This window comes from Pseudomonas petroselini (assembly GCF_045037875.1).
Classification (GTDB): Bacteria; Pseudomonadota; Gammaproteobacteria; order Pseudomonadales; family Pseudomonadaceae; genus Aquipseudomonas; species Aquipseudomonas petroselini.
The window spans coordinates 1,662,864-1,686,434 of the sequence record NZ_CP173614.1; the positions used below are offsets into that span (position 1 = coordinate 1,662,864).

At 54.7% G+C, this 23,571-nt stretch carries 23 protein-coding genes; 5 read left to right on the forward strand and 18 right to left on the reverse strand.

Annotation, left to right across the window (positions count from 1 at the left end):
• Positions 1–36: 36 nt before the first annotated feature.
• The 10 genes from ACI512_RS07725 to ACI512_RS07770 are packed head-to-tail and all read right to left on the reverse strand — an operon-like array spanning position 37 to position 10,773.
• A complete protein-coding gene (locus ACI512_RS07725) occupies positions 37–423 on the reverse strand; it encodes a hypothetical protein (protein WP_124361237.1) in 387 nt (128 codons plus the stop codon).
• Positions 405–1,721 carry a shufflon system plasmid conjugative transfer pilus tip adhesin PilV gene (pilV, locus tag ACI512_RS07730; RefSeq protein WP_008437360.1) on the reverse strand — a complete coding sequence of 439 codons (1,317 nt, stop codon included), beginning with the start codon at positions 1,719–1,721 and terminating at the stop codon, positions 405–407. Before pilV ends, ACI512_RS07725 begins: the two co-directional genes overlap by 19 nt.
• Positions 1,711–2,652 (reverse strand): ATPase, T2SS/T4P/T4SS family, encoded by a 942-nt coding sequence (locus ACI512_RS07735; protein WP_008437359.1) that lies wholly within the window; start codon positions 2,650–2,652, stop codon positions 1,711–1,713. Before ACI512_RS07735 ends, pilV begins: the two co-directional genes overlap by 11 nt.
• A gap of 10 nt (positions 2,653–2,662) precedes the next feature.
• On the reverse strand, positions 2,663–3,178 hold the full coding sequence (locus ACI512_RS07740) for a type 4 pilus major pilin (protein WP_173667485.1): 516 nt from the start codon (positions 3,176–3,178) through the stop codon (positions 2,663–2,665).
• A 25-nt stretch (positions 3,179–3,203) separates the two neighbouring features.
• Positions 3,204–4,343, reverse strand: a complete 1,140-nt coding sequence (locus tag ACI512_RS07745; protein ID WP_008437357.1) for a type II secretion system F family protein — start codon at positions 4,341–4,343, stop codon at positions 3,204–3,206.
• Entirely contained in the window at positions 4,333–5,892 is a 1,560-nt protein-coding gene (locus tag ACI512_RS07750; protein ID WP_008437356.1) for a GspE/PulE family protein, read from the reverse strand. Before ACI512_RS07750 ends, ACI512_RS07745 begins: the two co-directional genes overlap by 11 nt.
• Before the next feature lie 12 nt (positions 5,893–5,904).
• Positions 5,905–6,477 (reverse strand): type IV pilus biogenesis protein PilP, encoded by a 573-nt coding sequence (gene pilP, locus ACI512_RS07755; protein ID WP_008437355.1) that lies wholly within the window; start codon positions 6,475–6,477, stop codon positions 5,905–5,907.
• On the reverse strand, positions 6,467–7,798 hold the full coding sequence (gene pilO2, locus ACI512_RS07760) for a type 4b pilus protein PilO2 (RefSeq protein WP_008437354.1): 1,332 nt from the start codon (positions 7,796–7,798) through the stop codon (positions 6,467–6,469). Before pilO2 ends, pilP begins: the two co-directional genes overlap by 11 nt.
• A 3-nt stretch (positions 7,799–7,801) precedes the next feature.
• The gene (locus tag ACI512_RS07765) at positions 7,802–9,616 is read right to left on the reverse strand and encodes a PilN family type IVB pilus formation outer membrane protein (protein WP_032899626.1); all 1,815 of its coding nucleotides are present in this window, start codon (positions 9,614–9,616) and stop codon (positions 7,802–7,804) included.
• Positions 9,616–10,773 (reverse strand): TcpQ domain-containing protein, encoded by a 1,158-nt coding sequence (locus tag ACI512_RS07770; RefSeq protein WP_008437352.1) that lies wholly within the window; start codon positions 10,771–10,773, stop codon positions 9,616–9,618. Before ACI512_RS07770 ends, ACI512_RS07765 begins: the two co-directional genes overlap by 1 nt.
• Positions 10,774–11,229: 456 nt before the next feature.
• Here ACI512_RS07770 and ACI512_RS07775 point away from each other — a divergent pair, with 456 nt between their 5' ends.
• Genes ACI512_RS07775 through ACI512_RS07795 form a run of 5 tightly spaced genes read left to right on the forward strand, consistent with a single transcriptional unit; the run spans position 11,230 to position 14,674 of the window.
• Positions 11,230–11,580 carry a metalloregulator ArsR/SmtB family transcription factor gene (locus ACI512_RS07775; protein ID WP_008437351.1) on the forward strand — a complete coding sequence of 117 codons (351 nt, stop codon included), beginning with the start codon at positions 11,230–11,232 and terminating at the stop codon, positions 11,578–11,580.
• Between the two features lie 22 nt (positions 11,581–11,602).
• Positions 11,603–12,892, forward strand: coding sequence for an arsenic transporter (locus ACI512_RS07780; RefSeq protein ID WP_008437350.1), 1,290 nt, complete (start codon positions 11,603–11,605; stop codon positions 12,890–12,892).
• A gap of 9 nt (positions 12,893–12,901) precedes the next feature.
• Positions 12,902–13,372, forward strand: a complete 471-nt coding sequence (locus ACI512_RS07785) for an arsenate reductase ArsC (protein WP_008437349.1) — start codon at positions 12,902–12,904, stop codon at positions 13,370–13,372.
• The gene (gene arsH / locus ACI512_RS07790) at positions 13,372–14,106 is read left to right on the forward strand and encodes an arsenical resistance protein ArsH (RefSeq protein WP_405121729.1); all 735 of its coding nucleotides are present in this window, start codon (positions 13,372–13,374) and stop codon (positions 14,104–14,106) included. Before ACI512_RS07785 ends, arsH begins: the two co-directional genes overlap by 1 nt.
• Positions 14,107–14,125: 19 nt before the next feature.
• Entirely contained in the window at positions 14,126–14,674 is a 549-nt protein-coding gene (locus ACI512_RS07795; RefSeq protein ID WP_008437347.1) for an arsinothricin resistance N-acetyltransferase ArsN1 family B, read from the forward strand.
• A 255-nt stretch (positions 14,675–14,929) separates the two neighbouring features.
• On the opposite strand, the gene ACI512_RS07800 is transcribed toward ACI512_RS07795, so the two are convergent.
• The 8 genes from ACI512_RS07800 to ACI512_RS07835 all read right to left on the reverse strand — a co-directional run bounded on the left by ACI512_RS07800 (position 14,930) and on the right by ACI512_RS07835 (position 23,539).
• Entirely contained in the window at positions 14,930–16,885 is a 1,956-nt protein-coding gene (locus tag ACI512_RS07800; protein ID WP_024073377.1) for a DEAD/DEAH box helicase, read from the reverse strand.
• Positions 16,882–18,762 carry a hypothetical protein gene (locus tag ACI512_RS07805; RefSeq protein ID WP_008437343.1) on the reverse strand — a complete coding sequence of 627 codons (1,881 nt, stop codon included), beginning with the start codon at positions 18,760–18,762 and terminating at the stop codon, positions 16,882–16,884. The genes ACI512_RS07800 and ACI512_RS07805 overlap by 4 nt, the downstream gene beginning before the upstream one ends.
• A 110-nt stretch (positions 18,763–18,872) precedes the next feature.
• Positions 18,873–20,777, reverse strand: coding sequence for a type I DNA topoisomerase (gene topA / locus ACI512_RS07810; protein WP_008437341.1), 1,905 nt, complete (start codon positions 20,775–20,777; stop codon positions 18,873–18,875).
• 99 nt (positions 20,778–20,876) lie between these two features.
• Positions 20,877–21,074: a CrpP family ICE-associated protein gene (locus tag ACI512_RS07815; RefSeq protein ID WP_073845721.1), complete on the reverse strand. Its 198-nt coding sequence runs from the start codon at positions 21,072–21,074 to the stop codon at positions 20,877–20,879.
• A 178-nt stretch (positions 21,075–21,252) separates the two neighbouring features.
• On the reverse strand, positions 21,253–21,678 hold the full coding sequence (locus ACI512_RS07820) for a hypothetical protein (RefSeq protein WP_008437339.1): 426 nt from the start codon (positions 21,676–21,678) through the stop codon (positions 21,253–21,255).
• A 110-nt stretch (positions 21,679–21,788) separates the two neighbouring features.
• Complete coding sequence (locus ACI512_RS07825; protein WP_008437336.1) at positions 21,789–22,253, reverse strand: single-stranded DNA-binding protein; 465 nt, start codon at positions 22,251–22,253, stop codon at positions 21,789–21,791.
• 15 nt (positions 22,254–22,268) lie between these two features.
• Positions 22,269–22,808 (reverse strand): DUF3158 family protein, encoded by a 540-nt coding sequence (locus ACI512_RS07830; protein ID WP_008437334.1) that lies wholly within the window; start codon positions 22,806–22,808, stop codon positions 22,269–22,271.
• Positions 22,809–22,813: 5 nt separating this feature from the next.
• Positions 22,814–23,539, reverse strand: a complete 726-nt coding sequence (locus ACI512_RS07835; protein ID WP_008437331.1) for a PFL_4669 family integrating conjugative element protein — start codon at positions 23,537–23,539, stop codon at positions 22,814–22,816.
• Between the last annotated feature and the right edge of the window lie 32 nt (positions 23,540–23,571).

Sequence of the window (23,571 nt, forward strand, 5' to 3'; positions counted from 1 at the left end):
ACGGTGGTTGTTACCACCTACGCGTCAATAACAAAACTATTTCGTGAGGATAATCAATGTTAAGCAAATTCCTACTAAGCCAAGCGCAATGACAGTCCACTTTGCGGCTCGCTTGATGCTCATTGGTTTGCGTTGTGGATTGATTAATTCCATAGTGGCGATCTTTTTTACTAAATAACGACCAGAGGCCGTTGGTTGTAACTTGTAAGTGAACTCGCCGACCTCGAATGCCTCTTTTCCTTCTAGTGCGCGACGCCATAGCACAGTTGAGCATATCCTGCTTCGGGTGCTTAGCCAGGTCTGTAATTCTCCAGCACTATACTCAACGTTATTCTCAAGCGTCTGCACTGCAATAATCCCCATAGACATACTATAAAACGTTTTGGAATTTATAAATGGATGCTTTATTTGAAGCAGCTCCAATAGAAAAGACCTGGCCAGGAAAGTCGAGATGTGGAGAGAAACCATCCACTTGCATTTCTGAAGATGTACCCAGTCTCACTATCCCCAATGCCAAAAGCGCCAGTTAAAGAGCACGACTTCCATGTAGTGTCGCCAAGGGAGCAGGTCACACTTCCTCTGGCAGGCGCCTGGCAGGTGCCCTGGATCAGCTGGAATTCCCACCCACCTGGTCTTTTCCATAAGCCTTGTTCGCAGGACAACGTTATTCCCGCGGCGCTTTTTGCAAGAAGGGTTCGGTCACTGCACTGTTGCCCCTCGGTAGCTATGCCTCCCAGGGACAAATATTCATTTGTCTGAATGCGATCATAGGCCGTTATCTTGCCCGTCGAGGTTATCTTTCCACCCCATAGTTCACCTCCGGTTGAAAAGTTTTTGTCGTTATAAACTTGGACCCAGTTGGGGCTATTTTGATAAATCCCGCCTCCCCATTTTTCGCTGTACCAGCCTGTGTCACCACGTGTTCTGAACCAACCACCTGTGCTGGTATCACCGTTAATGGTTGCAGTAGCGGCATTAACATTGGCTGTGGCGATAACGTTTCGAGCTGTAATGTCGGCGTTAGCTGTTATGTTGCCTGACGCTGTGATATTTCCTGCGTTGTTAATATTGTGGTTGCCCATCGTGATATCAGTATTCATCGTGTTGAATTCTGGATGATTGGGCACAGCGTTTCGATATAGATAGTCATTAGCCAACGCTCCATCCATAAGAAAAAGTGCGCTAGCTGTATGTCCTGGGCCAGGAGCTATAGCATAGTTACTTAGTGCTACCTGCCATCCACCCCGCACGCCCTGGACGATGTTCGGATTGGCAGAAGAGATGAACCCACCAGGTCCTCCGAGATTTTCAGCGATGGTTCGAATACCCATTTCAGGAATCGTCTGCCCACCTGTAGTAACCACAATCACTTCCAGTTGATTGGCGTTGGGTTTCCGGGCGAGGCCGACAATGGTCTGCCCAAAGGCGTTAGTGGGACTGAAACCCGCAGGAAGGTAGTTGGTGTTGACGAGCATCGGAACGGTTATTTGCACCGGTACGGTTGCTGCCGCGTTGGCCAGCACCACGCTGTAGTTATCCTTCAGATATTTGGCCAATGCCTCTGAAATGGTTCTCTGTTGATCAGCCGCAATTCGATAGTCCTGAGAATCCATCTGCTTGATTTGCCATGCGATCGCCAAAGTGACGACAACGGAGAAAACGGCCAATCCGATCGCCATGTCCAAGCTCAAGAAGCCCCGCTGCTTGTTCCTACTGGTCATTCCAGAGACTCCTTGATGATTGGTGAGCGATGTCGTGATCGAGCATCGTGATCTTTCCTGCATGGACTTTCTCTCGGATGCCCGGTCCGTCATCGCCCGTGAACAGCAGACTCTGCAGGGTTAATCGACGACTCCCTTCGTTGCCGCTTGATAAGGACTGGTGAAGAACGGCCACTAGCCCCTTGGAGAGCAGCTCTCGGGCGTTATTGAGTAACGGCTGAGCCAGGGCTGATATACGCTCAATGCCTTGAGTAACGCTGCCTGCATGGCCTGTGCTGATGATGAGATGGCCATTGATCGAGGCTTGAATTACTTGTGCTGCTGTCGAGCTGTCGCGAATTTCTCCCACGAACAGGAAATCGGCTCTTGTGCGCAGCGCTAGAATCAACGCTTCCTCGTATCCCCCCATCCGGCGAGAGACCGGAACTTGAATGCAGCGCCCACTGCCATGCCGACCATTCAAAAACGGTTCTGGAGGATCCTCGACAGCCACACAAATGCCTCCCCAGGCCTCAAGGCGAGCTTTCACCAGTGATGCAGCACTGGAGGTTTTCCCTGTGCCCATTTCCCCACAAATGAATATCAGGCCGCGAACCGTGTCACTCATCAGCGCGTCCTGCAGATAGTCGGGCAGACCCAGCATGTCCAATGGACGGATCTGGACTGAGGATTTGCTTACGACAAACACAGGTTTGCCATTCAAATCCAGCAACTGGGTTACACGAAGGACGACGCCATCTTCAATTAGGGCGAACTCTGGATCCTGGGTTGCCTTGTGCTTTTCCTCGCACTGCGCCCGTAAGCGCTCAAGGTCTGCCCGCCATTCGGCGGGCGCTTCAACCCTTCGTGCCTGCCCAGGGAGACCTTTGGCGTCGGCAAATCCATCGCCGAGGTACAGGTCGACGAATTCAGCATCAGAGATCACGCTCACACTGAATTCCTTAGTACGAAGTCCAAGCGATGGTATTGGCGTCCGAGGAGCAGCTGGTCGCAGCTGCCACCGCAGTGATTTCGCCGGCAATTGCAGTGCCGCCGTTGATCGCCGTAGTTGTCTGTTTGTCCTTGGCCATGTTCGAGGCAAGGGTGATGCAGGCATTTTTCGGAAGGTTGGATTCTGTGATGGTGAAGGTCATGCCGTTGCTCATCACGGTCACTGCGCCGTTCCAGCGGTTGGACAGGGCATTACCGTTGATGCTCATGCCGCCAGTTGCCTCGAGGTTGATCAAAGAAGGCGCTAAGTTGGTGCCTGCCGTGGCGTAACCCGTGGTGCTTTTCAGTCGTTTGGTATTGCTCAGCAACGTGCCGAGATTGCTCTGTTCAATAGTGACGTCCGAGCTGCCGAACGTTCTGTAGCCCATGAACACGATGAAACCAAGTGCCACCGCGATCAGCATCAACCAGAACATCCCGTCTAGGGAGAGAAATCCGCGTTGGTTGTTTGGAGTGTTTGTTGGCATTTCCAGTACCTCATTTAGGTTTGATTTAAAGCGTTGCAGTCACATTGCCGGCCAACTGGAAGATCCCGATCACTACCAGAATCATCATGACCCCCATGGCCATGGAGGACATGCCGATAAGAGATTTGGCGATGGCTTCGACGCGCTGAAGCGTTTGCTCCAGCCACCGGTTGGAAAACCGTTCCATCGACTCAGCGAAGCCTTTGCGGGTGGCGAGCACTTCCAGAAAATGCATCGCCATGGGGTCTGGGAATTGATGACCCGCAAGCTTCAATGCGGTACCGAAGTTTTTGCCGGCGCTCACTCCGTAATGAATGGCGCTCAGGCGCTCTTTCAACCATGGAGAGGCATTGCGTTGAAGAGAGGTCAGCGCATCTAGTTGGTTGATGCCGGAGCGCAGCATCACAGCCATGTTGAGCAGAAAGATCGATCCGTGGAGCGCCTTGTAGACTGACCAAGGCGGGAGCCTCTCTGCTCGGACTCGCAGGACCTGGAGCAGCTTGTTCAACTGCAGCTTCCACGAAGGGCTGGCGGCCGTAATCTGAAGGCCGCAAAACACGGGTAGAGTGATGATCGATATGAGGATGAAGACGATTACAGCTATCAGCGTCACTAGCCCGTAGTGGGTCACGAAATTCGATAGGGCATAGAGGAAGGCCGGCACGCCGGTCCACGCCTCGGGGTTGGAGCGTCGTGTCATGGAGGGCACCATCCACACTGCAATCACATACAGCAACGCCGCCATGACGCTCCACACCACGGAGGGGAAAACGGTGGCGGACGCTACGAGTTTGCTGATCCGCTGACGTACTTCGATGATCCTCACGCAGTCCCGAAATGCCTGCACCAGGTTGCCGGTGTCTTCCCCGGAAGCGATCAAAGAGTTCTCGTCATAGGGAACCCAGCCTTCGCAGGAAATGCTCAGCGATTTCCCACCTTTTACCGATTGCGCGATATCCCTGCAGGCAAGGGACACTGGATGGAGCTTCTGCCCGTTATCGCTGAATGCTCTGGCCACCGTGTGCAGTGCGTCCTCAAGCGACACACCATCCTCAAGGATGCCCATCAGGCTCTCGTAGAACTGGATTCTTTCGTTTTTGCCAAACTGCTTGGCATAGAAGGTCTCTGCCCAACGATTCAGCATCGCTCTGACGTCACTCAGCATGAGCGAGCTCCAGGATTTGCCGGTCAAAGTCCAACGGCCCCACCGTCATTTCGGCGTGGCGGGGGTCTACTAATCCTTGTTTCAGTTTGATGATCGTGTGTGCGGTCTTGGTAATACCGCCCATTTCCTTGACCCAGTGGCGACGTGCCGCACTTGCACCCTGCCCATTGAAAACGCGCATGAACTCAAGGTCGGTGAGCAAAGTTTCCGCAACCACCGTGCGACCGGTGATGCCCAAGCCTTTGCAATGCGGGCATCCCGGTCCTTTGAGGTAGGTCTCATCAATCGCTTCCAAATCGCGCAAGCGCTGCACCAGCGCACTGTTGAGCTGCCCGAGATGCTCGCGTGCGGGGACGCGGCAGTGGGAACACAGCACGGGCAAAAGGGATTGATTGACCACGCTTGTCATCAGTGCAGGATCAGTAACCAGGTGTCGGTCTACACCCATGTCGATCAGTCGTTGAAGAGCTGCTACAGCGTTGTTGGTGTGCAGTGTCGTCAGCACCAGGTGACCAGTCATACCGCCGCGGAAAGCCGCTTGTGCTGATGCAAGGTCCCGGATCTCCCCATACATGAGAATGTCAGGGTCGAGTCGCATGGAATTGGTGATACCGTCATTCCAGGTTTCACCGGCGCCCAGCGGTGACTGATTGGCGAGAAGTGGATATTCAGGTGGATCTTCCATCGTCAGAATGTGTTTTGTTCCACCGCACTCTTCGTGCAAGAGGTTCAGGTTTACCTGCAGCGACTTCGATTTGCCGGAACCGGTGGGTCCAGTGATCAGGTTCACCCCATAAGGCAAGCTGCGGATGCGGCTGAATGCATCAATTTGCTGCGTCAGGAAACCGAGATCACTAAGCGTCATTTTGGTTTTGTCGTCATACAGCAGACGCAAAACCATCAGAGGGCCATCTACGAGCGGCCGAGTGGCGACTCGGGCACCGAACAAACCGAGTTGGTCGACATAGGCGCGTTTTACCCTGGCGTCCTGGCTCACCTGCGGCTGGTAGTGGTCTTTCGCGACATCGCACATGCTGTTGTAGAGGGACGAGCAGAGCTCCATGCCCACCTGGCTCTGGTGCTGCTCTGCCTCCCACAAGAGCCCGTGGATGCGAAAGAAGATTCGAGTGATATCGTGACCTACGACAAAGTGGACGTCGCTGGCATTGCGCCGGTGGGCTTCTCCTAAAAGCTGCACCACCTGGGCCTGGCGCTTCGTCTCAGTCGCCGATAGTGCTTTACCATTTGCATCATCATTGGCGCGGTAGAGTGCCTTGATTGTGCTCATCGAGCAGACCTTGACCTCAAAGTGGTGATTTTCGTGTTCCAGCTGGTCCTCGAATGCCATGACATAGGCATCCGTTTGGTGTTGGGCTGACACATACAAAATCCCATCGCTGGTCAACGCACATAGTTGACGCAGCTCGGGTTTCAGCTCAAACGGTCCACCAGGGGCCGTCAGCAGTGTTTGGTGCGACGTCAGTAGGACTGCAGCAGACTCATCACTGTCAGGCTCTATGACATCTGGTTTTTCAGTCAGGATCGTCATCGAACTTCTCAATCAACGTTGGCCAGGGATCAGCCCAGGCGGCATAGGTGCTGATGGGGTAATGCTGGGGGCTGAATTGTTAACGTTGCTCAAGCTGGCCGGGGGCGTACTGGAAAAGCCGAGGGGGTAGCGCTTACCGCCACGCTCGAGGGTCACGTTTTCGACGGAGAGGATGGCCATGCGATAGCCACCGGGTAACTCCCGAGATGAGGCATCTGCGTCTACTTCAAATCCGCTGCTGTAGAGCAGAGTCGCACGCAGCCGTTTTGCTGAGCCGAATACCGCTTTCACGACAGGCAAGTCAGACTGTGTATCACTGCTGTGCGCCGAGGCTGCAGCCGGCTGTGTGAGGTTTCCTTGAGAAAAAAACACAGTTGACGGCTGCGTCGTCGCACTTTGGTCTTCGCCCTTGATCGATCTTTCGGCCTTGGCCTTCTCGGCTTTGGCATTCAACAAGATCGTCTGGCTTTGAATCTGGGCCAGCTCGCCGACGTTCACCCCAGATAGGGTGTTCTCATCTGCCCAGCTCGATGGTGCCCCTAACGCAAGGATGGAGCACAAAAAGCACAGCGCTTTATTTCGCATATAGGTCACCTATTACTGACCAGACAAGGTGGCCGGTCTCATATTTGGTTGTGATTTCGCGCAGCCGTAAGCCCTGACTGGGTGCGCCGGATAATGAGTCCAGCGGCGTAATGCCAGTGGCATAGCTCAGCTCGAATTGCTTCCATTGAGGCGGTGGGGGCGGCGGTGGCGCAGGTTGGCCCGGTATCGCTGGTTGAATGGGCACAACGACCGGCACTTCTTTCAGCACTGGGGTTTGAGTGAAGCTGTGCAGCCAAGACGACAGGTTCGCCAACATCACGATGGCGTCTTTTAGAGGCTCATCACCGGCTGCGGGTAGAGAGATGTCGAATTTCAACGTGGCCGAGTTGCCCTCGTCAAAGAAGGCCGGCCGATCAGAAAAGTGGCCCTGCGTCGCCTGTATCAGTTTGTCGGCCGTGCTATTGCCCGAGCGCTTATAGGAGGACAAAACCTGTGCGCCGTCGCAGACGGCACTCGTGAACTGCCATCCCTGAATGGACAGAGGCAACTGATAAATGACGTTGCTGCAACCCTCCAGGAAATCTGCAACAGATGGACGTTTGGCCCAAGGGTGTTCAAGCGCTTGGGGCGTCTGTTCCATACCGGATTCTTTTTGCAGTCTGGCCAACTCTGCCAGGCGTTGCTGTTCAGCCTGGAAAGCCGCCTCTTTGGCTATTTGGTCCTGATGGCTCTGCCATTGAGCCCACCCGATGATGCCGGCAGCGATCAGCGCGCCAAGAACCGCCAGCTGCACAAGTTCTGGTTTGGATAGCCCAAAGACGAGTGGCCGTAGCCGGTACTCGCGTTTTAGATGCGACGGCTGAAGTAGCTCTGCCACGTCCAGTGGTTGACCGCCCATATCGAACTCTGGGGGCAGGTACTCGTTGTCGAAGTTGATCCCACGACTGCGTTGTTGCGCGACTCGGCGGCGGACCTCAGCACCAGTGCCGATCATGTCGCAGCCAGAGATCACGCCACCTTGATACACAGCAACGAGGGCATATTGGTCAATCTCGCTCTCAGTTTTCCAGGCCGCGATCCATGAGTCCCCCAGCTGTCCAGCCAGGGTGGCCGCGAGCGAGTACATCCCTTTGGTGACCTCCTCGCTGCGCGCTACAAAACCTGCCTGAATAATGGCTGGTGTTCTTCTAATGGCGACAATGTCGAGGTGGTGCTCACGACCGTACTGGCGCGCTTCCTTCATGTGCCCGGTGACACTGCCCAGCGGATGCCAGCGCAGACCGGTGACAAATGATTTTCCACGATACTGGAGTACCTGGACTCGAGCAGAGCGTGCATTTTTTGAGGTTTCCGCAACCATGGCTTACCCCTTGGAACCTGTGCAATGCAGCAGTGGGGTATGGCAAGAGCCCCAAGGCTCGTTGGCAGCAGGTGAAATCACCGCGCTGGGGCTGCCTGTTTCGCTATCAACAACAGGAGTAATCAGCACTACGAGTACGCTGTGCCCTGTGGTGCGGATACGGCTGCCGCCCAAACCGAAGAATCCAGGATCACCTACGCCAGACTTGGTTGCGTTTTCGCTGTTCTCCTCAAAACCAGTCAGTACGAGGGTTTGACCGCTGCGCAATTTGACCTTGGGCGACAGGTTCTTGGTGTCGTAATCCGCTGTCTGGACACTGGAGCCGTTGCTCGTAAAAGTGGTGAAGGTCGGTTTGCTACTCATGCTCAGGGTGATCATCAGCAACATGTTGTCCTGGTCGATGATTCGAGGGAGCAACATCATGTTGAAGCCGCTGGTGATAGTCGCGGGGGTGAGCGAAGTAGACGATCCAACGGAAGCCGTGGTGGTTGTCGAGCTTGATGCGACATAGCTCTTTACGTTGCCGATCTGGATGGGTGCCGGCTGCAGATTCAGCGTGGTGACCGACGGCGAGCGAACGTTCGAGATTCGGCCCTGTTCGGAAAGTGCTTTGATGATTAAGTTGGAGCCAGCCCAAGGAGACTTCGACGTGTCCAAAATACTCAACGAGCCCGACACCGCGCCCGTGCTTATGCCGGTGGTGGCATTCTTCAGCGAAAAGCCCCATTTGTTGCTCAAGGACGTATAGACAGCCGTCCAGTCCAGGCCGGTCTGGTCTGTGTCGGTGAGAGTTACCTCGAAAACTTTGACGTTGAACAACACCTGACGGGTGATACTGCTGTTGATCGAATTCAGGTATTTAGCAACGTTTGAGAGTACTTCTGGTCGATCACTTACCGTCAGGGTGCCAGTGGAACGCGAGAGGAACATCCGACCTTGGGGCTGTTGGCTCAGCATCGCCTTGACGTTTTTTTCAATGTCTCCGATCAGCGAGGTCTTGATGGTAACGGTGGTGCTCTGGTTGCTGCCTGATTCACCCGATGCACCTGTCGACGAAGATCCGCCGCCACCACCACCGGAACTGCTCCCGCTGCCTGTAGCAGTCAGCAAGCCCGACTTCACTGTGCTTTCAATGACCTGGTCATCACCAAATGCCCAGACGTCGAACGTCTTGGTGTCGAAGTAAGTGACATGCACGCTTCGATCATCGGAGGAATAATTCCACGCTAAGCCTAACTGGGAGGTCGCTTGATTCAACAACCCTGACAGCTTGCCGCTGTACTTAATGGGGAATGTGTTGGGCGCAGTCAGCCCAATCGAATTCATTGAGCGGGCGTTGCTCGGAACATTGCCGATGACGCCGGCGGGCATGAAGTTGGTCAGGTTGTCGGCAGAGCCCAAACCAGGTGGAACTGCAGGTCCTGAGTTGCCCTGCGTCGAACTGGAAAGGACACTTGGGTCGATTGCGTCAGGGGCTACGATGACCGGTACACCACATTCACTAGTGATGTACTGCGCGATCTCAGCGATCCCAACGTTATATGAGGGGCGATAGGTGATGTCGCAATCCATGGTCAGCGGTAAACCACGCTTGGCGACCAGCGGTTTTTTGGATACCCATGGTTTGTCGCTGAACACCACCGTAGCGCGCGCGGACTCTTGCTGCTGATTTCTCAGAAATCGGCTGTATTGAGAGGCTGTCGCAGCGTCATTTTCAGCTCGGCTGGCCGATTCATTCACACGCTGCAGCGAACAGGAACTCACCAGTGCGACGATAAGTGACAAGGCTGTGCTTTTGATCCAGAGACGAGCAGTCATCATTTGTTCCTCTCTGTAATAAAAATCAGCCGCTGTGAGGAGTTACTGTCGACCACATCGACCAGAAAGGACCGTGGAGCCGAGTCGTAGAGTGGGAAAATCGACCCAATGGCTTCTTGGAAACTGCCCTCAAATCGAAGTGGAGCGTCAATTGAGTAATCCAAATCATCGACCTGCCACATCAGTTTCCAGCCCGCTTTTTCAGCCCAGCCTTCGACGGTTTGACGAAGGGTTGAGCCAGTTGAAGCCGTCCATGTCTGGGCCAGCGGCTTCGGCGCTGCAATGTCCGTCGCAACCGGCTTTGGCGCTGCAGAAACTGCGGCCGGCGCGGTGACCAGTTTCGGAGTTGAAGCGGCCTTGGCATCTGGGTTGCTGGACGAAGTCGAGGCCGGACTCTGAGTCGGCAAGGCAGACGTTTGTTTTGTAGAGCCATCCTTGGTAATCACCGTAGGAGGGGCCACGGTTTTGGCTGGTGCAGCGTTCGCCACAGGGGTAGCGGCTGATGCCGTTGTTGTGAAAGGCGCTGTTTGGGGAACGGCGGCGACTACTACTTGGCTGCCCGCATCATTGTTATTGCTCTTCGCTGCGATAGGCTGTGCAGCTGTCGATGTGTTGAGTTGAGCAATCTGAGTTGATGCAGGACGTGGAGAGTCCGGGAGCTGGTAGCCAGGGCGCAGGACGTAGCACACCTGACGGTTGACCTCGTCGACCTTCACCTGCCAGGCCGGACCTGCGAGCACCTGCAGGGTGTTACGCAGGGTCATAGGGCCAAGTTTATATTGGGCTGCTGGGAGTGGTCGGGTGTAAAGGATGTTGACGTGGCCAGAGTCTGCCGAGCAAAGCGTATAACCTGAACGGTCCACCACGTACTGCATGGCCTCATGCACATTTGGGTGCATGTTGGCTGGAATGCTGATGTCGATAATCTGAGCCATCAGGTCACGTTGGCCAGAATCTGGCAGCGTGCTGACGAGGGTGTAGCGGCCATAGCGCACTACTGGTTCTTTTTCAGGAACGGCGCCGCCAGGATAGAGGTCTGGCGTCAACATGTCCGGATTGCGACTGCTGTCGAAAGCGGGCTTGGGTGTCTGCGCCGTTTGGGTCGTGCAACTGGCGATTAACGCTAGAAGCGAGAGCGTGGTGACGTGCCTGATCATGTGCCGAGAGGCCCCCTGTAATGATAGGGGAACGGTGACAGGCTGGTACCAGCTGCGCAGTAGGAAATAGAAAACTACGTCTATAGGTATTTATAGGCTATACAAAGATGACGCGACCGAGGTGGAAAATTACCTAGTATCTGATCACCCATTTCCATTCACGCTGAGCATTCATTTGCATTCACGCTGACCACTCAATTGCATTCGACCTGACCAGCTATCCTGCCATTACGCCTAGAGTAATGAATCCAAAATCGCGTTCAGCGAACATCCATTCGAACATCAAATCTCCGTCCGCGTGCTGAGGCGATTGTTAATCCCTCCTGGTCGTTACCCTGTGGTCGACCGGTGAGCATTGATCCCCATCGTTAACTCCCGCCACAGGCATTTGTGCAAGCAGGCTGAACGTGGTTAAATCTGCATATTCGATTATCCACATATGCAGAGCGATTGCTTATGAGCCTTACACCACACACATTCTTCAAGTGCTTGGGTGATGAAACTCGCGCCCGGATCATGCTCATGCTTTCGGCTGAGGGTGAGTTGTGCGTGTGCGAGTTAATCTGGGCACTGGACGATAACCAGTCGAAGGTCTCCAGGCATCTTGCCCAACTGCGTGCTTGCGGGTTACTCGCAGATCGGAGGCAGGGTCAGTGGGTTTACTACCGGCTGCATCCCGAGCTTGAACAGTGGGCACTGGATGTTCTGAACGTCACTACGCAGGCACACCAGTCCTGGGTTAACGACCATCAAGGACGGCTGGCTTCCATGGAAGACAGACCCGTGCGCCAAGCCTCCTGCTGCTGACATCCTGATCTGGAACATACTCATGCTCATCGCAGCATCGATTTTCGTAGTTACGCTCGTCTTTGTTATCTGGCAACCCAAGGGGTTAGGTGTCGGCTGGAGCGCGGCAGCGGGTGCCGTTCTGGCACTACTGACTGGCGCCGTAAGTCTAGGGGATGTGCCGGTTGTGTGGCACATCGTCTGGAACGCTACCGCGACCTTCATTGCTGTGATCATCATCAGTTTGTTGCTCGATGAAGCGGGATTCTTCAAATGGGCGGCGCTTCATGTCGCTCGCTGGGGTCGGGGCAAAGGCGGACGTCTGTTTGCGCTGATGATCCTGCTCGGTGCAGCCGTTTCGGCACTGTTCGCCAATGATGGAGCCGCACTGATTCTGACCCCAATCGTCATCGCGATGCTGACGGCGCTTCGCTTCAGCCCGGCATCCACCTTGGCATTCGTGATGGCCGCAGGCTTCATCGCTGATACCGCCAGTCTGCCGATGGTGGTGTCCAACCTGGTGAACATCGTTTCGGCAGACTTTTTTGGCGTGGGTTTCGGTGAATACGCTTCTGTCATGTGGCCAGTGAACCTAGTGGCCGTGGCCGCGACACTGTTCATGCTCTGGATGTTCTATCGCAAGGACATTCCCGCCCAGTACGACGCGGATCAGCTTGAGGCCCCGGAGTCGGTGATTCGAGATCGGGCGACCTTCATTGCTGGCTGGTGGGTACTTGGCCTGCTGCTGGTTGGTCTGTTCGCACTGGAGCCGTTAGGTATCCCCATCAGCGCTGTTGCTGCTGCGTGTGCAATGATCCTGCTGGTCATCGCAGGTAAAGGCCAAATCATCTCCACGAGAAGGGTCATCAAGGACGCGCCCTGGCAAATTGTCGTGTTTTCGCTGGGCATGTATCTGGTGGTCTATGGCCTGCGTAATGCTGGCCTAACCGACTCGCTCTCGGGGCTGCTGAACATATTTGCCGAGCATGGCCTATGGGCCGCTACCTTGGGCACCGGTATCACCGCTGCGCTGTTGTCCTCGATCATGAACAACATGCCGAGTGTGCTTATCGGCGCTCTGTCCATTCAGGGCAGCGACGCTACAGGACTGGTACGTGAGGCCATGATCTACGCCAACGTCATCGGTTGCGATCTTGGCCCCAAGATCACGCCCATCGGAAGCCTGGCCACGTTGCTGTGGCTGCATGTGCTAGCGCAGAAAAATATCCGCATCACCTGGGGTTACTACTTCAAAGTCGGCAGCATCCTCACCCTCCCTATCTTGCTGGTAACGCTGGTGGCACTGGCGTCGCGGCTGAGCATCCCTGTCTAGGAGAAACCCATGAAAGTGCTATTTATGTGTACGGCAAACAGCTGCCGGAGCGTTCTCTCGGAGGGGTTGTTCAACCACCTGGCCCCGAGCGGTTTTAACGCCGTCAGTTCGGGCAGCTTCCCAAGCGGACAACTGAATCCACGCGCCGTGAGTACGTTGCAAGCGCTTGGTATCGACACCACAGATCTCTACAGCAAAGGCTCAGAGGTGTTTTCGGACTCACCACCGGATGTGGTGATCACCGTGTGTGATAAGGCTGGAGGCGAACCCTGCCCGGTCTATTTCGGGCCTGCTGTCAAAAGCCACTGGGGCCTCGCCGACCCTTCCGATGTAGAAGGCACAGACAGCGACATCCAAGCCGCATTTGACGCGACCGTCGTCCAGATTAAAAAGCGTTTCGAGGCATTCTTCAGCTTGGATCATTCGGCGCTCACACCGCAGGAACTGAAGCGCGAGCTAGATCAAATAGGTGAACTGTAATGGACGAATTTTCCTCGGAAAGCAGCCTGGATCTACCTAATCTGGATCAGTCGCTAATCGACTTCGTCACACTGGATCGCCTGCAAGGCAACGAGCAACCGACTCACAAACCACGCATCTTGTTGCTGTATGGCTCAACCCGTGAGCGCTCTTTCAGCAGGCTGCTGACCCAAGAGGCCGCGCGCATCCTGACCCTAATGGGAGCCGAGACCGTCATCTTTGATCCCTCGGGTCTGCCTCTCCCTGATGACGCTCCGGAAGACCATCCAAAGGTTAAAGAGCTGCGGGATCTGGTTCTGTGGTCAGAGGGACAGGTGTGGTGTTCGCCAGAGCGTCACGGTGCAATGTCTGCTGTATTCAAAGCCCAAATAGACTGGATACCTCTCACGTTGGGCGCTGTCCGCCCCAGCCAGGGCAAGACGTTGGCCGTCATGCAGGTCTGCGGTGGATCACAGTCCTTCAACACGGTAAACCAGCTTAGGATCCTCGGGCGCTGGATGCGGATGATCACCATCCCAAACCAGTCGTCAGTACCCAAAGCCTTTCTGGAGTTCGACGACGCAGGGCGTATGAAGCCATCCGCCTACTACGACCGTGTTGTGGACGTGATGGAGGAACTGATGAAGTTCATGCTGATGGTTCGGGGCCGGGAAACGTATTTGGTAGACCGCTATTCGGAGCGCAAGGAAAGCGCCGAAGCACTCTCGAAACGAGTCAATCAAAGATCGATTTGAGCGACCAAGGGGATAGAGGATGAGCAACACCACAGTAAGGATTGCGCAGATTTCGGACGCTCAAGCCATCCAGGCAATTTACGCACCGATGGTTGAGCATACGGCGATTTCGTTTGAGCTTGAGCCGCCCACAGTCGAAGAGATGGCCAAGCGGATTGGGTCGACTTTGCCGACTTACCCGTATCTGGTAGCGGAGCGAGACGGCCAGCTCATCGGCTATGCATATGCCAGTCAGCACCGGGCTCGTGAGGCCTATCGCTGGTCGGTCGACGTCACCGTTTATATATCGCCAGAAGCGCACCGTAGCGGGGTCGGCCGGGCACTGTATGGCGTGTTGCTGCCGACATTGAAAAGGCAAGGGTTTCACGCAGCCTTTGCCGGGATCGCGCTGCCAAACGATGGCAGCGTGGGGCTGCATGAAGCACTAGGCTTCGCTCACATCGGTACGTATCCAGAAGTAGGATTCAAGCATGGCGCTTGGCATGATGTTGGATATTGGCGTATCGCGCTGGATTCAACGAGTCCGCCAAAACTGTCCGTGCCTTTCAGTGAGATCAGTCTCTTCTGAATGGGTCTCGACGGCCATTATGAGCGATGGGAAGATTCTAATACGTAACAAAGTCAATTATGTTCGACTCCTCGAAATGAATACGAGCAAAGTGGGTAAAATCGAAATAGATTTGCCACTTTCGGAAGTTTGCAGATATCGAACGAAACTATTGTTGCCGATGGGGAGGCCTATTAGATTCCAGAAAACAAAAGTAATGGTTCCAAGTACGTTTACAAGGTCTCAGCCACTAAGAAGCAGTGATATACCGCAGATCTACAAATTGGTCGCCAATGCTTGTCTCGCGTTGCCGGCCGCGTCGGGCTCAATGAGGTCACTTGCCAACTGACGCTTATCCTGCAGCATTTGCCAAAGCATCTGGTCGATTGTGTTTTCCACCAGCGGGATTTTCACCACGACCATGCGCAATTGCCCATTGCGGTAGGCCCTGTCCTCAGCCTGGTCCTGCAGTCCAGGCGTCCAGGGGAGGCCCAGGAACATCACATAGTTGGCCGCAGTGAGGTTGTTGCCGGTGCCGGCAGCGGAGGTAGTGGCGGCAAAGACGCGGGTTTCTGGATCACTTTGGAATTGATCGATCGCCTTCTGCCGTTTGCCTACAGAGTCACTGCCGACAACCGTGACGCACCCGTACTCAGCTTGCTTGCACCGAGTGCGAAGTGTTCCTACCGTATCCTTGAACTCACAGAACAAGATTACTTTGTCCTCCGCGTCCAGTTCGCACAGCAGATCCATTACGACACGAATCTTTACCTGCTCAAGCAACTGACGCAGTGATCCCAACCTGGCGAGGCTAGGCCTGTCTTCGAGCCGAATTTGATCGTATTGCTTGCGCTCTTCAGCAGTGAGTTCGATGGGTAAAGTTTGGCGCTGTTTGCCCTTGAGACCGGGCAAGACATCCTTGCGTCGACGGAGCATCCAATCGCCGATTGCGCCCCGCAGATTCATGCGGAAATCCTGACTGCCGGCGAACTGTTCGCAGAATTCTTTCAAGGGCAGTTTCCCAACGGGGTGGCCGGATAGCCGTAGCAGCGTGTGCAGCTCAGATTCTCGGTTGAGGACTGGCGTACCCGTCAGCAGGTAACGGTTGGGTATCTTGGCGGCAATGTCGAAGCCGTGACGTGTCCACGCGGCGGTCGGCTCTTTCAGGCGGTGCGCCTCGTCGATGATCATCACTTCAAAGTGTCCTGCATGCAGAACAAAATCGCCAAGGCGTTCGTAGTTGGTGATAATCCATTGCGAAGAGGGATCAAAGACCTGTTGGCCGATAGTGGCCTTGGGATACACCATCTGGATTTCGCGTTGCCAGTTGATGATCAACGTCGACAGGGTGATAACCAAGATGGGTCTATTAGCTGCTCGGATTGCAGCGGCAATGATTGCTTGGCGAGTTTTACCAAGCCCCATGTCATCCGCAAGCAAGGCGCTTGTGCGCTGTAGCAAGTGCCGGATGCCTGCCGGTTGATGGTCCAGTAAAGAATAACCAGCCAATGCCTGGTTAATCTGTTCGGTAGTGGACCCGGTGCGCTCGATTGAGGGCACCGCGGCTAAATACACATCGGTTGAGGTGCTATCGTCAGCCGCTTTTGCTGCGCGCTCTTGTGGCGGTCCACCAAGACTGATGCGGGTGATTTCATCAGCTGGAACAACGGATCCGTCGGTCAGCAGCTCTTGCACGGTGTCGAGGATTTCGAACTGATCCTCCGACAATCCAAGCTCCAGGATCAAGTTGCTTCGCACCACTTCCGCACCAGCGTCAATGCGCCAGGACTTGGAATGCCCGAGAAACACGCCGTGCATGCGCCTTGAAACGGCGACCGCGCCAGGATGGTAGTCACCTGACAGCAGGATCCCGCCCTGAACGAGTGGAGCTATCCGAAAGGTCAGCCCCCACGTGAATGCCTGCCGATCTGGGTCGTTTTGTGCGGCTGTGATTTTATGTGAAAACGTCTCCCAACTTTCATTGAAACGGTCCTCGGACAACTCCATCAAACGGTGGAAGAGCACATCCAGGTCATCCAGCAACTTGCCTTTTGGTAATCGCCAATAGCGATGTTGAGGATGCTCGGCACGCCGAATATAGAAACCATTACGTTCGAGAAACAGCCGGTTCGCACCCTCAACGTATTGCATTAAGACCCCGAAGTCATAGCCGTCAAAAATGACTTTTTCGACCAGGTCCTGCCGGCGGTTCATCAGACGTGGACGACTCATGTCCTGCTCAATCGTTGGTTGATCCATTCCGCACAGGCCTGGGCATGCATTTTTTTCCGGTTTCGATTTGTATAGCGCGACATGGATAGTGTTTGGTCGGGCCATTCCAGGTTAATGGCGAGCTCACCCGATTTGATCTTTGCCCAAAACCATTGATAGGCCCGGTCAACCCTGGAGCCCGACTTAGGTGTGCGATTGCGGAGCCCTCTCAGTTGTATCGTCACCAGGTGTTTGGGAGTCAATTTTGCTAACGTTTCGCCCCAGGCACTTTCATCCATTTGGATTTCTGCAGAGGCCAACGATTTCCCGTTTTCGCGAACCGAAAAAAGACGGCAGATGCCCCGATAAGCACTGTAGTCGTAACCATCAATGCAATGGCCCAGCGCTCGATGTTCCGCATCAAGATCGGCGGGGCACTTCAGTTCGATAATTTGCAGCCCATTTGGACTCACGAGGGGTGTGCTGGTTGAATAAAGCAGCGGCTTCCAGGGCGTTAAAGAGTCTGTTCTTGTTTGTGGATCTACTGCATCTAAAGCCTCACGGATGTCTATCAACGCGAGGTGAAAGCCATTCACCAAGCTGGCGATCTGGTGATAGGAAGCAGTAGCAATGAAGCTTTTGAGTTTCTGCAGTGCTTCACCAGAAGCTGGTCCGTCGCTCTCATCAACGTTGTTAAAGAGCTCGTTCAGGTCTCGAAAGTCGTCGGCGATTTTGGACCAATTGTCGTCCGACCAATCAGTTGGACACCCTGACAGCAGCCTGTTCCAGTCCTGCGTTTGATCCAGCAGTTGATACGGGATTTTATCCAGCAGCGCGAAGAGAGTGATCCAGTGCGCTTTTTTAAGAGGACGGCGATTGCCCAGTGAGGCTCCCAGCAGCAGTCGATGCCAGGGTCCTTGTGGCCCCTCGCGGCTGATACGGGTCAATGCACTGCCGGTATCGAATACCCGCTGTTGACCCAGGTAGCGCACTGCAGCGCGCGGCGCCTGTAGCAGCCAAGCCAGTGTGTCGGAAAGGGGGAGGCCCGCGTCGGCTATGCGACCTACCAGGCACTCTTCAGCGGAAATCAAATAACGGTCCTCACTCCAGTATGGGCGCCACGCCTGAAGTTCATCCCATGGGCAGTTCATGTATACCTGCTGCTGCCCATCCCACGGCCACGGCCATTGATCTGCTAGTACCAGAAGTGGAATCAGTACTGGCTGGGCTTTTAGGGCCTGAAGGCGGCGTTTTCGGTCACCTTGAGCCAGCCAGTTATAGAGCTTGGGTGAGGGACATTGCGCTGAACGAATGGCGAATAAAAGCTCTTGGTCCAGACACTGGCAAAACTGCTTCAGCGTGCTGCCAATCTGCTTCAGGTAAAATCGGGTGCGGGGATTGAAGTACCGATTGTTGCTCGCCGTCCAATCGAAGCCGCGGCGATTAAAGCTTCCTAGATCTTCAATCGAAAGGGCTTTCGCCCTCTCTCCAGCAGACTTGCAGAAGGAGGTCAGTAGGACGTCTGCATACCAGCGTTTTTCAAACCTGAGCAGTAGCTGCTGGGCCACCATTGCGGTGGGTTTTCTCTTATGCACGCGGTCCTTGCTGAAGATTTTGCAGGCCTTAACCTGATGACCATCGAAGTACTGGAGGTGATCGCCGATTCTGGCCAGGAGCCGCCGTGTTTGATCATCTGTAGAGGGCAGGGCTACGCACCAGCAACGAGTATGGACAGTGGAACTCAGATAGGTATCGATGAAGGAGGTCAGCTGGGAGGGCGGTACGTTAAATTGTAAAGCCCAGGTCTGGGCGACTTCAATTTGCCGATGTGAGAACTTCTCCAGCTTCGGCGCTAAGATGCGCAGCCCCACCACCGATTGTCTCTTCTGTACGCTCACCCATGACCTCCTCTGCAATTTCGCAGAGGACTGTCAGGTATAGGAATGGTGGGCTTCTAGGGTTAATGCGTAACGGCGTTGTCGGTGATTTATATCGGCAATGGCAGAAGTCACACCCCTCTGGGTTTATTGAGATCTGGTTTGCCATTCAAGTTTGGAAAACTCACCTTGCATCCATTCGATTTGAAGCCTGTGCAACCCCAAAAGTCATAGCCACCGCCCCCTTTTTTTTGTCGCCTTGCGAGGGGTTGATTGCACTTGGGACAGTTGAAAGCGCCACCTGCTGTGGCTGGGCGTGGAGCGGACGCCATCGGCACACTCGGCATTCCACGTTGCTGAGACAGTTCCTCTTCCAGGCGTCTATGCAGACGCGCAACGACAGCTCCATAGGTGTCTTGGCCCTGGGCGACTTTGTCCAAATCCCGCTCCAGCTCCCTCGTAAAATCGAGCTCCACGAAACTGTAGAACCCTTCCAGCTTCGCGATTGTTTCCTCCCCCAGCGGCGCCGGTACCAGCTTGCGGCTTTTTTCCTCAATCATTCCTTTGCTGGTGATGTTCTTCAAGATCGAGGCGAACGTGCTGGGACGACCAATACCGCGGCGCTCCATTTCTTTGATTAGACTGGCCTTGGTGTAGCGGGATGGCGGCTGAGTTTTCTTCTTCAGCAGTTCTCCGTTGTGCACAGAGATGATCTGTTTTGGTGTGAGTGCAGGAACTGGGTTGCTCGCTGCTCCATCTTCCTCATCGTCTGTGTCATCGCCCTTGAGCAGTTTCCGCCACCCAGGATGAAAAAGGGTTTCACCAGTTGCATTGAATCGCAAAGCCTTACCATTTGGGCCAACCGCGAGCAGTTTTACAGCACGCACGTCGAATACCGCCGCTTCGATCTGGCTGGCCAGCGCCCGGACCCAAATCAACTTGTACAGGGCGAGTTCCTCGTCGTTCTCACCAGCTTTTGTATCAGCCCAATGCGTCGGGGTAATAGCGGGGTGGCCTTCCTGCGCGCCTTCGGCGGCCTTGAATGTACGTCGCTCGTCGACGGTCTTCAATCCGATAGATCTAGCTACGGTTCTAATATCCTCCATGGCCTCGTCTGGTACGTTGGGATTATCCGTCCTGTGGTAGGTGATCACGCCTTGTTCATACAATCGCTGGGCGACTTGCATGGTCTTGTCCGGGTCCCATTTCAAGGCGTTGCTGGCTGCTTGTTGAAGGGTGGAAGAGATGAAGGGCGCGGGTGGGTGGCGCTCGGCCTTGCGGTCTTCACAGGACTCGACGACGACATTACGTGTGCCGGCGACGAGTCGGGCCAGGTTGGCATCTTGAACGTAAGGAAAGTCTTTGCTCGCGAAATCCGGTACCGGTTGCCAGTCTGCATACCAGGTGGTGCCCTGATTCATATCCACAAAGTTCAGACGCACACCGAAGTGGTTGATTACCTGAAAGTTGCGGATCTCGCGCTCGCGCAAAACCACCAGGTATACGGCAGGCGATTGCACGCGGCCTGCAGAGGTGGGCTTGCCCATCAGTCGGCGTAGCTCCTGAGTCACCAGGTAACCCACCAAACGATCAAGTACACGCCGGCATTCTTGTGACGCGACTCTGTTCAAATCGATTTGGCGAGGATTGGCTAGAGCCTCTGCGACACGCTTCAGGGTGATTTCATTGAAGGTGATGCGTTTGTAGGATTTGACCGCCAGTACCTGCTGGATGTGCCAGCTGATGCTTTCACCTTCGCGATCCGGATCGGTTGCGAGGTAGATTTCATCGGCCTGTTTAGCTGCGGCCTTGATGGTCCGCACGGCCTTGGCGCTCTTATCCAGGATCTCGTACACCGGTGTGTAATTTTTGCGGACGCCTGTGGTGATCATGCTGTCGTCCTGCCCTCTGGCGGGCAAGTCACGTATGTGCCCACCACTGGCGACAACCAACCAGTGTTCGCCTGGGCGCAGTTTCTTCATCATTGGCTGAAGCTTTTTCAGCTTCCCAGGTGCCTCGATGATCAATAGCTTCACGGTGTGCCCCTTCTCAATTATGCAGAGCGGGACTGTCACGTCATGGCAGGTAAGGCTTCAATGGGAAATGGTCAATGCACAACGGGAGGCTTTTAGCGGCTAGAGGTCCAGCGTCAGCTGCTGTTCCTGGGCAAAGCCCTTTAGCCACGACGCGCGCATCGCAGGATGGTGGTAAGGGCAGTCATACACCCGTAGCCCTTTTCGGGCGGCGTCAGCACCGGCTATTTGAACGGCAGTATGGGGGTTATTGAATTGCCGCCTATCTGCTGGTTTCAAAGAAGTTCGAGATTGCGCCATTGGCTATCGGTCCCCGAAGAACAGATCTATCAGACAGTAACATCACGAATAGCGCATTTTTTTGCATCAAAAACGGAAGTTTTAAACTTCTGTGCTTGAGATAGCCGAATGGAAGTGTGACTCAACCTGAAAGTTAACGAATGGCGCGATTTTTTGCCAACCAATTGGCGGTTTGATGTCAATTCGAAGCTGGCTCGTCCGTCCAGTTCGCAACTCTGATCCACGCGATGAAGTCCTGAGTGGATTGTCCGCTTTGAACACGTAGTTGTTCCAGCTTGCCGTATAAGTGTTCAGTCATTTCGTCGTCGTCGTCAAAGTCGACGCGGTATTCAGTATCTAAGCGGTATTCATCGAGCAAGGTGTTGATAAATCGGCGGGCTTGCCAGGTATCAAGGTCTGTCTCTCCACGGCCCCCCATCAGATACTCTCCCGTTCGCCACCCAACTGGAGCCCATGATGCTCGGTTTATGTCCAGGGTGAGCCCGTAGTAGTCCGGAGCATTCACCTCGCTTTCATCAAAGTAAGCCCAGTAAACACGGCCTAAAGCTGGGTGCTCTGCGCCAATGACAACGTACCCTGTTGGGTCCCTCAAAACTTCATCCATCGGCACGTCCTAATTTGTAGTGGTTCTCTAATGAGGTCGGGGGAAACGATGAGCTGTTTCCCCCAACACCGACAGCTACACGAATGGGCCGAAAAATTAAGCCCCTGTTTTCAGAATTGCGGTGGATCGGTATCTGGATATTCATCCGGGCCTGGAGCTGGCTGCGGCCGCGATTCGGGTCTGTTGGACTGTTGCGAATTCTGGTTTTGCGAAGGCGCCAGATTCACCATGGTCACGCGGTGTGGCAGCATGCCGACCCGGCTGGCCTGGATTTTCAAAGCTTCGAATTCGCCATCGTCGTTCTTCCAACGGTCCATAACGGCGCGACCGGAAACCAGCACTCGCATACCTTTCTGGAACAGTTGCGAATAATGCTCGGCGTCCTTGTGCCACCACTCCACATTCGCCCAAAAACCGCCACGATCTTCGTAGCCGCCTTTGCCATCCGGAATCGAATTGTCGAAGTAAACGTTGGCTCGCATGAGTCGACGTGGGTCTTTATTGCCGTTGGGGAATTCTTTGAATTCCGGTGCAGAACCGATATTGCCTTCCCAGCCTTGTACGGGCGTGCCCATGAGTATTCTCCGAGGTTATTGGTGTTGCGTTGGGTTGTTGAGCTGCTGCAGGCGAGCGGTATACACGGCCTCTGCCTGGCCCATTTTTTCTGCGCACTCGGCGGCCTGTTTGGTGATCGAGTGCAGCAAACTCATTTGCATATTCAAGGTGATGCGCTGCAGCTCCATCACGTAAAGATCCTGCAGCATGGATTCCGGTGTTCTGGGTGAGCCCATCATTTCTGCCCAAACCCCTACGCCCATCCGCCGATCTGTCACCTGCTGCCATCTCAAAAACTGGGTGCCGGCTTGGGTGTTCTGCTCAGTCAACCGCACTGGAACTAGGGTGAATGGATATCGGCGGGCCTGGCTCAGCACTTCCTGGGCAAGAGCTTTTAAGTCCGATTCTTGAGCTCGGCAAAGATCGGCAAATTGGGTCAGCTCCCCCTTACCTTTAAAAGGCTTTAAAAGGCCCTTTAGTGAGGCAGCCTGTTGCAGTCGCTGAAAGGCTTCCTGTTGCAGTGGCCGGAAGGCGGTCTGTTGCAGCGACCCATCATTGGAGGGAATCTGGCCCATGCTCTTTAACCCTCAACGGGGTCATCGAGATGATCATCCGTCTCGGTTTGCTGCTGACCGCGGATGATCGGTGGCGCGAAATTCGAACGGCGGGTGCCTTCCAGGATGTCTTGTGGCAGCTCACCGTACCGCTCGTACATTTTGCGGGCTGCTTCAGCCTTGGCATTGTTTGCAGCGAAGTCGTCGCGGGCAGCGCCTGAGTACTTATAGATCTGGGCCAGACCAAACAGTCTCCGCAGTACCGCTGCGCCTTCGTCGATCCAGGTTTCCATATCGTGGCGCCCGACAAGGCCAACGTGCTGGGCCAACAGAATGCGTCTGACAATTTCGTCGTAGTTCGTCAGCAGGTACACAGCCTGAAATCCCAGGGGATTGGAGATGTACAGCGGGAGGCTGACAGGCTGGATCGAGAGGTTTTCGCTAATGCTGATGGCCGGTGGAAGAGAGGCCATGGCTGTGTCCAGGCGATCTTCGATGGTCTTTAACGCTTCCTTGGAATCGTTGATCTTTTCCTCGAGGAGGATCATCCACCAGTCAGAGTAGGGATCATCCTGTTGGGCGCCTCGAGACATTCGATTGACGACAGTGCAGAACCCTGACAGACCAATGATGCCGGCTTTGAGGTCATTTTTAGGGCGCCCCATCCATATACGAGCGGCGTGGTGAGTGTGAAGGGTGAGCTTCACATCGCTGCGCAGTGAACCGATGTTGAGCCGGAAGTTATCAGCCATGGTGCAGTGTTTCCTTGGGAAGAGGATTGACG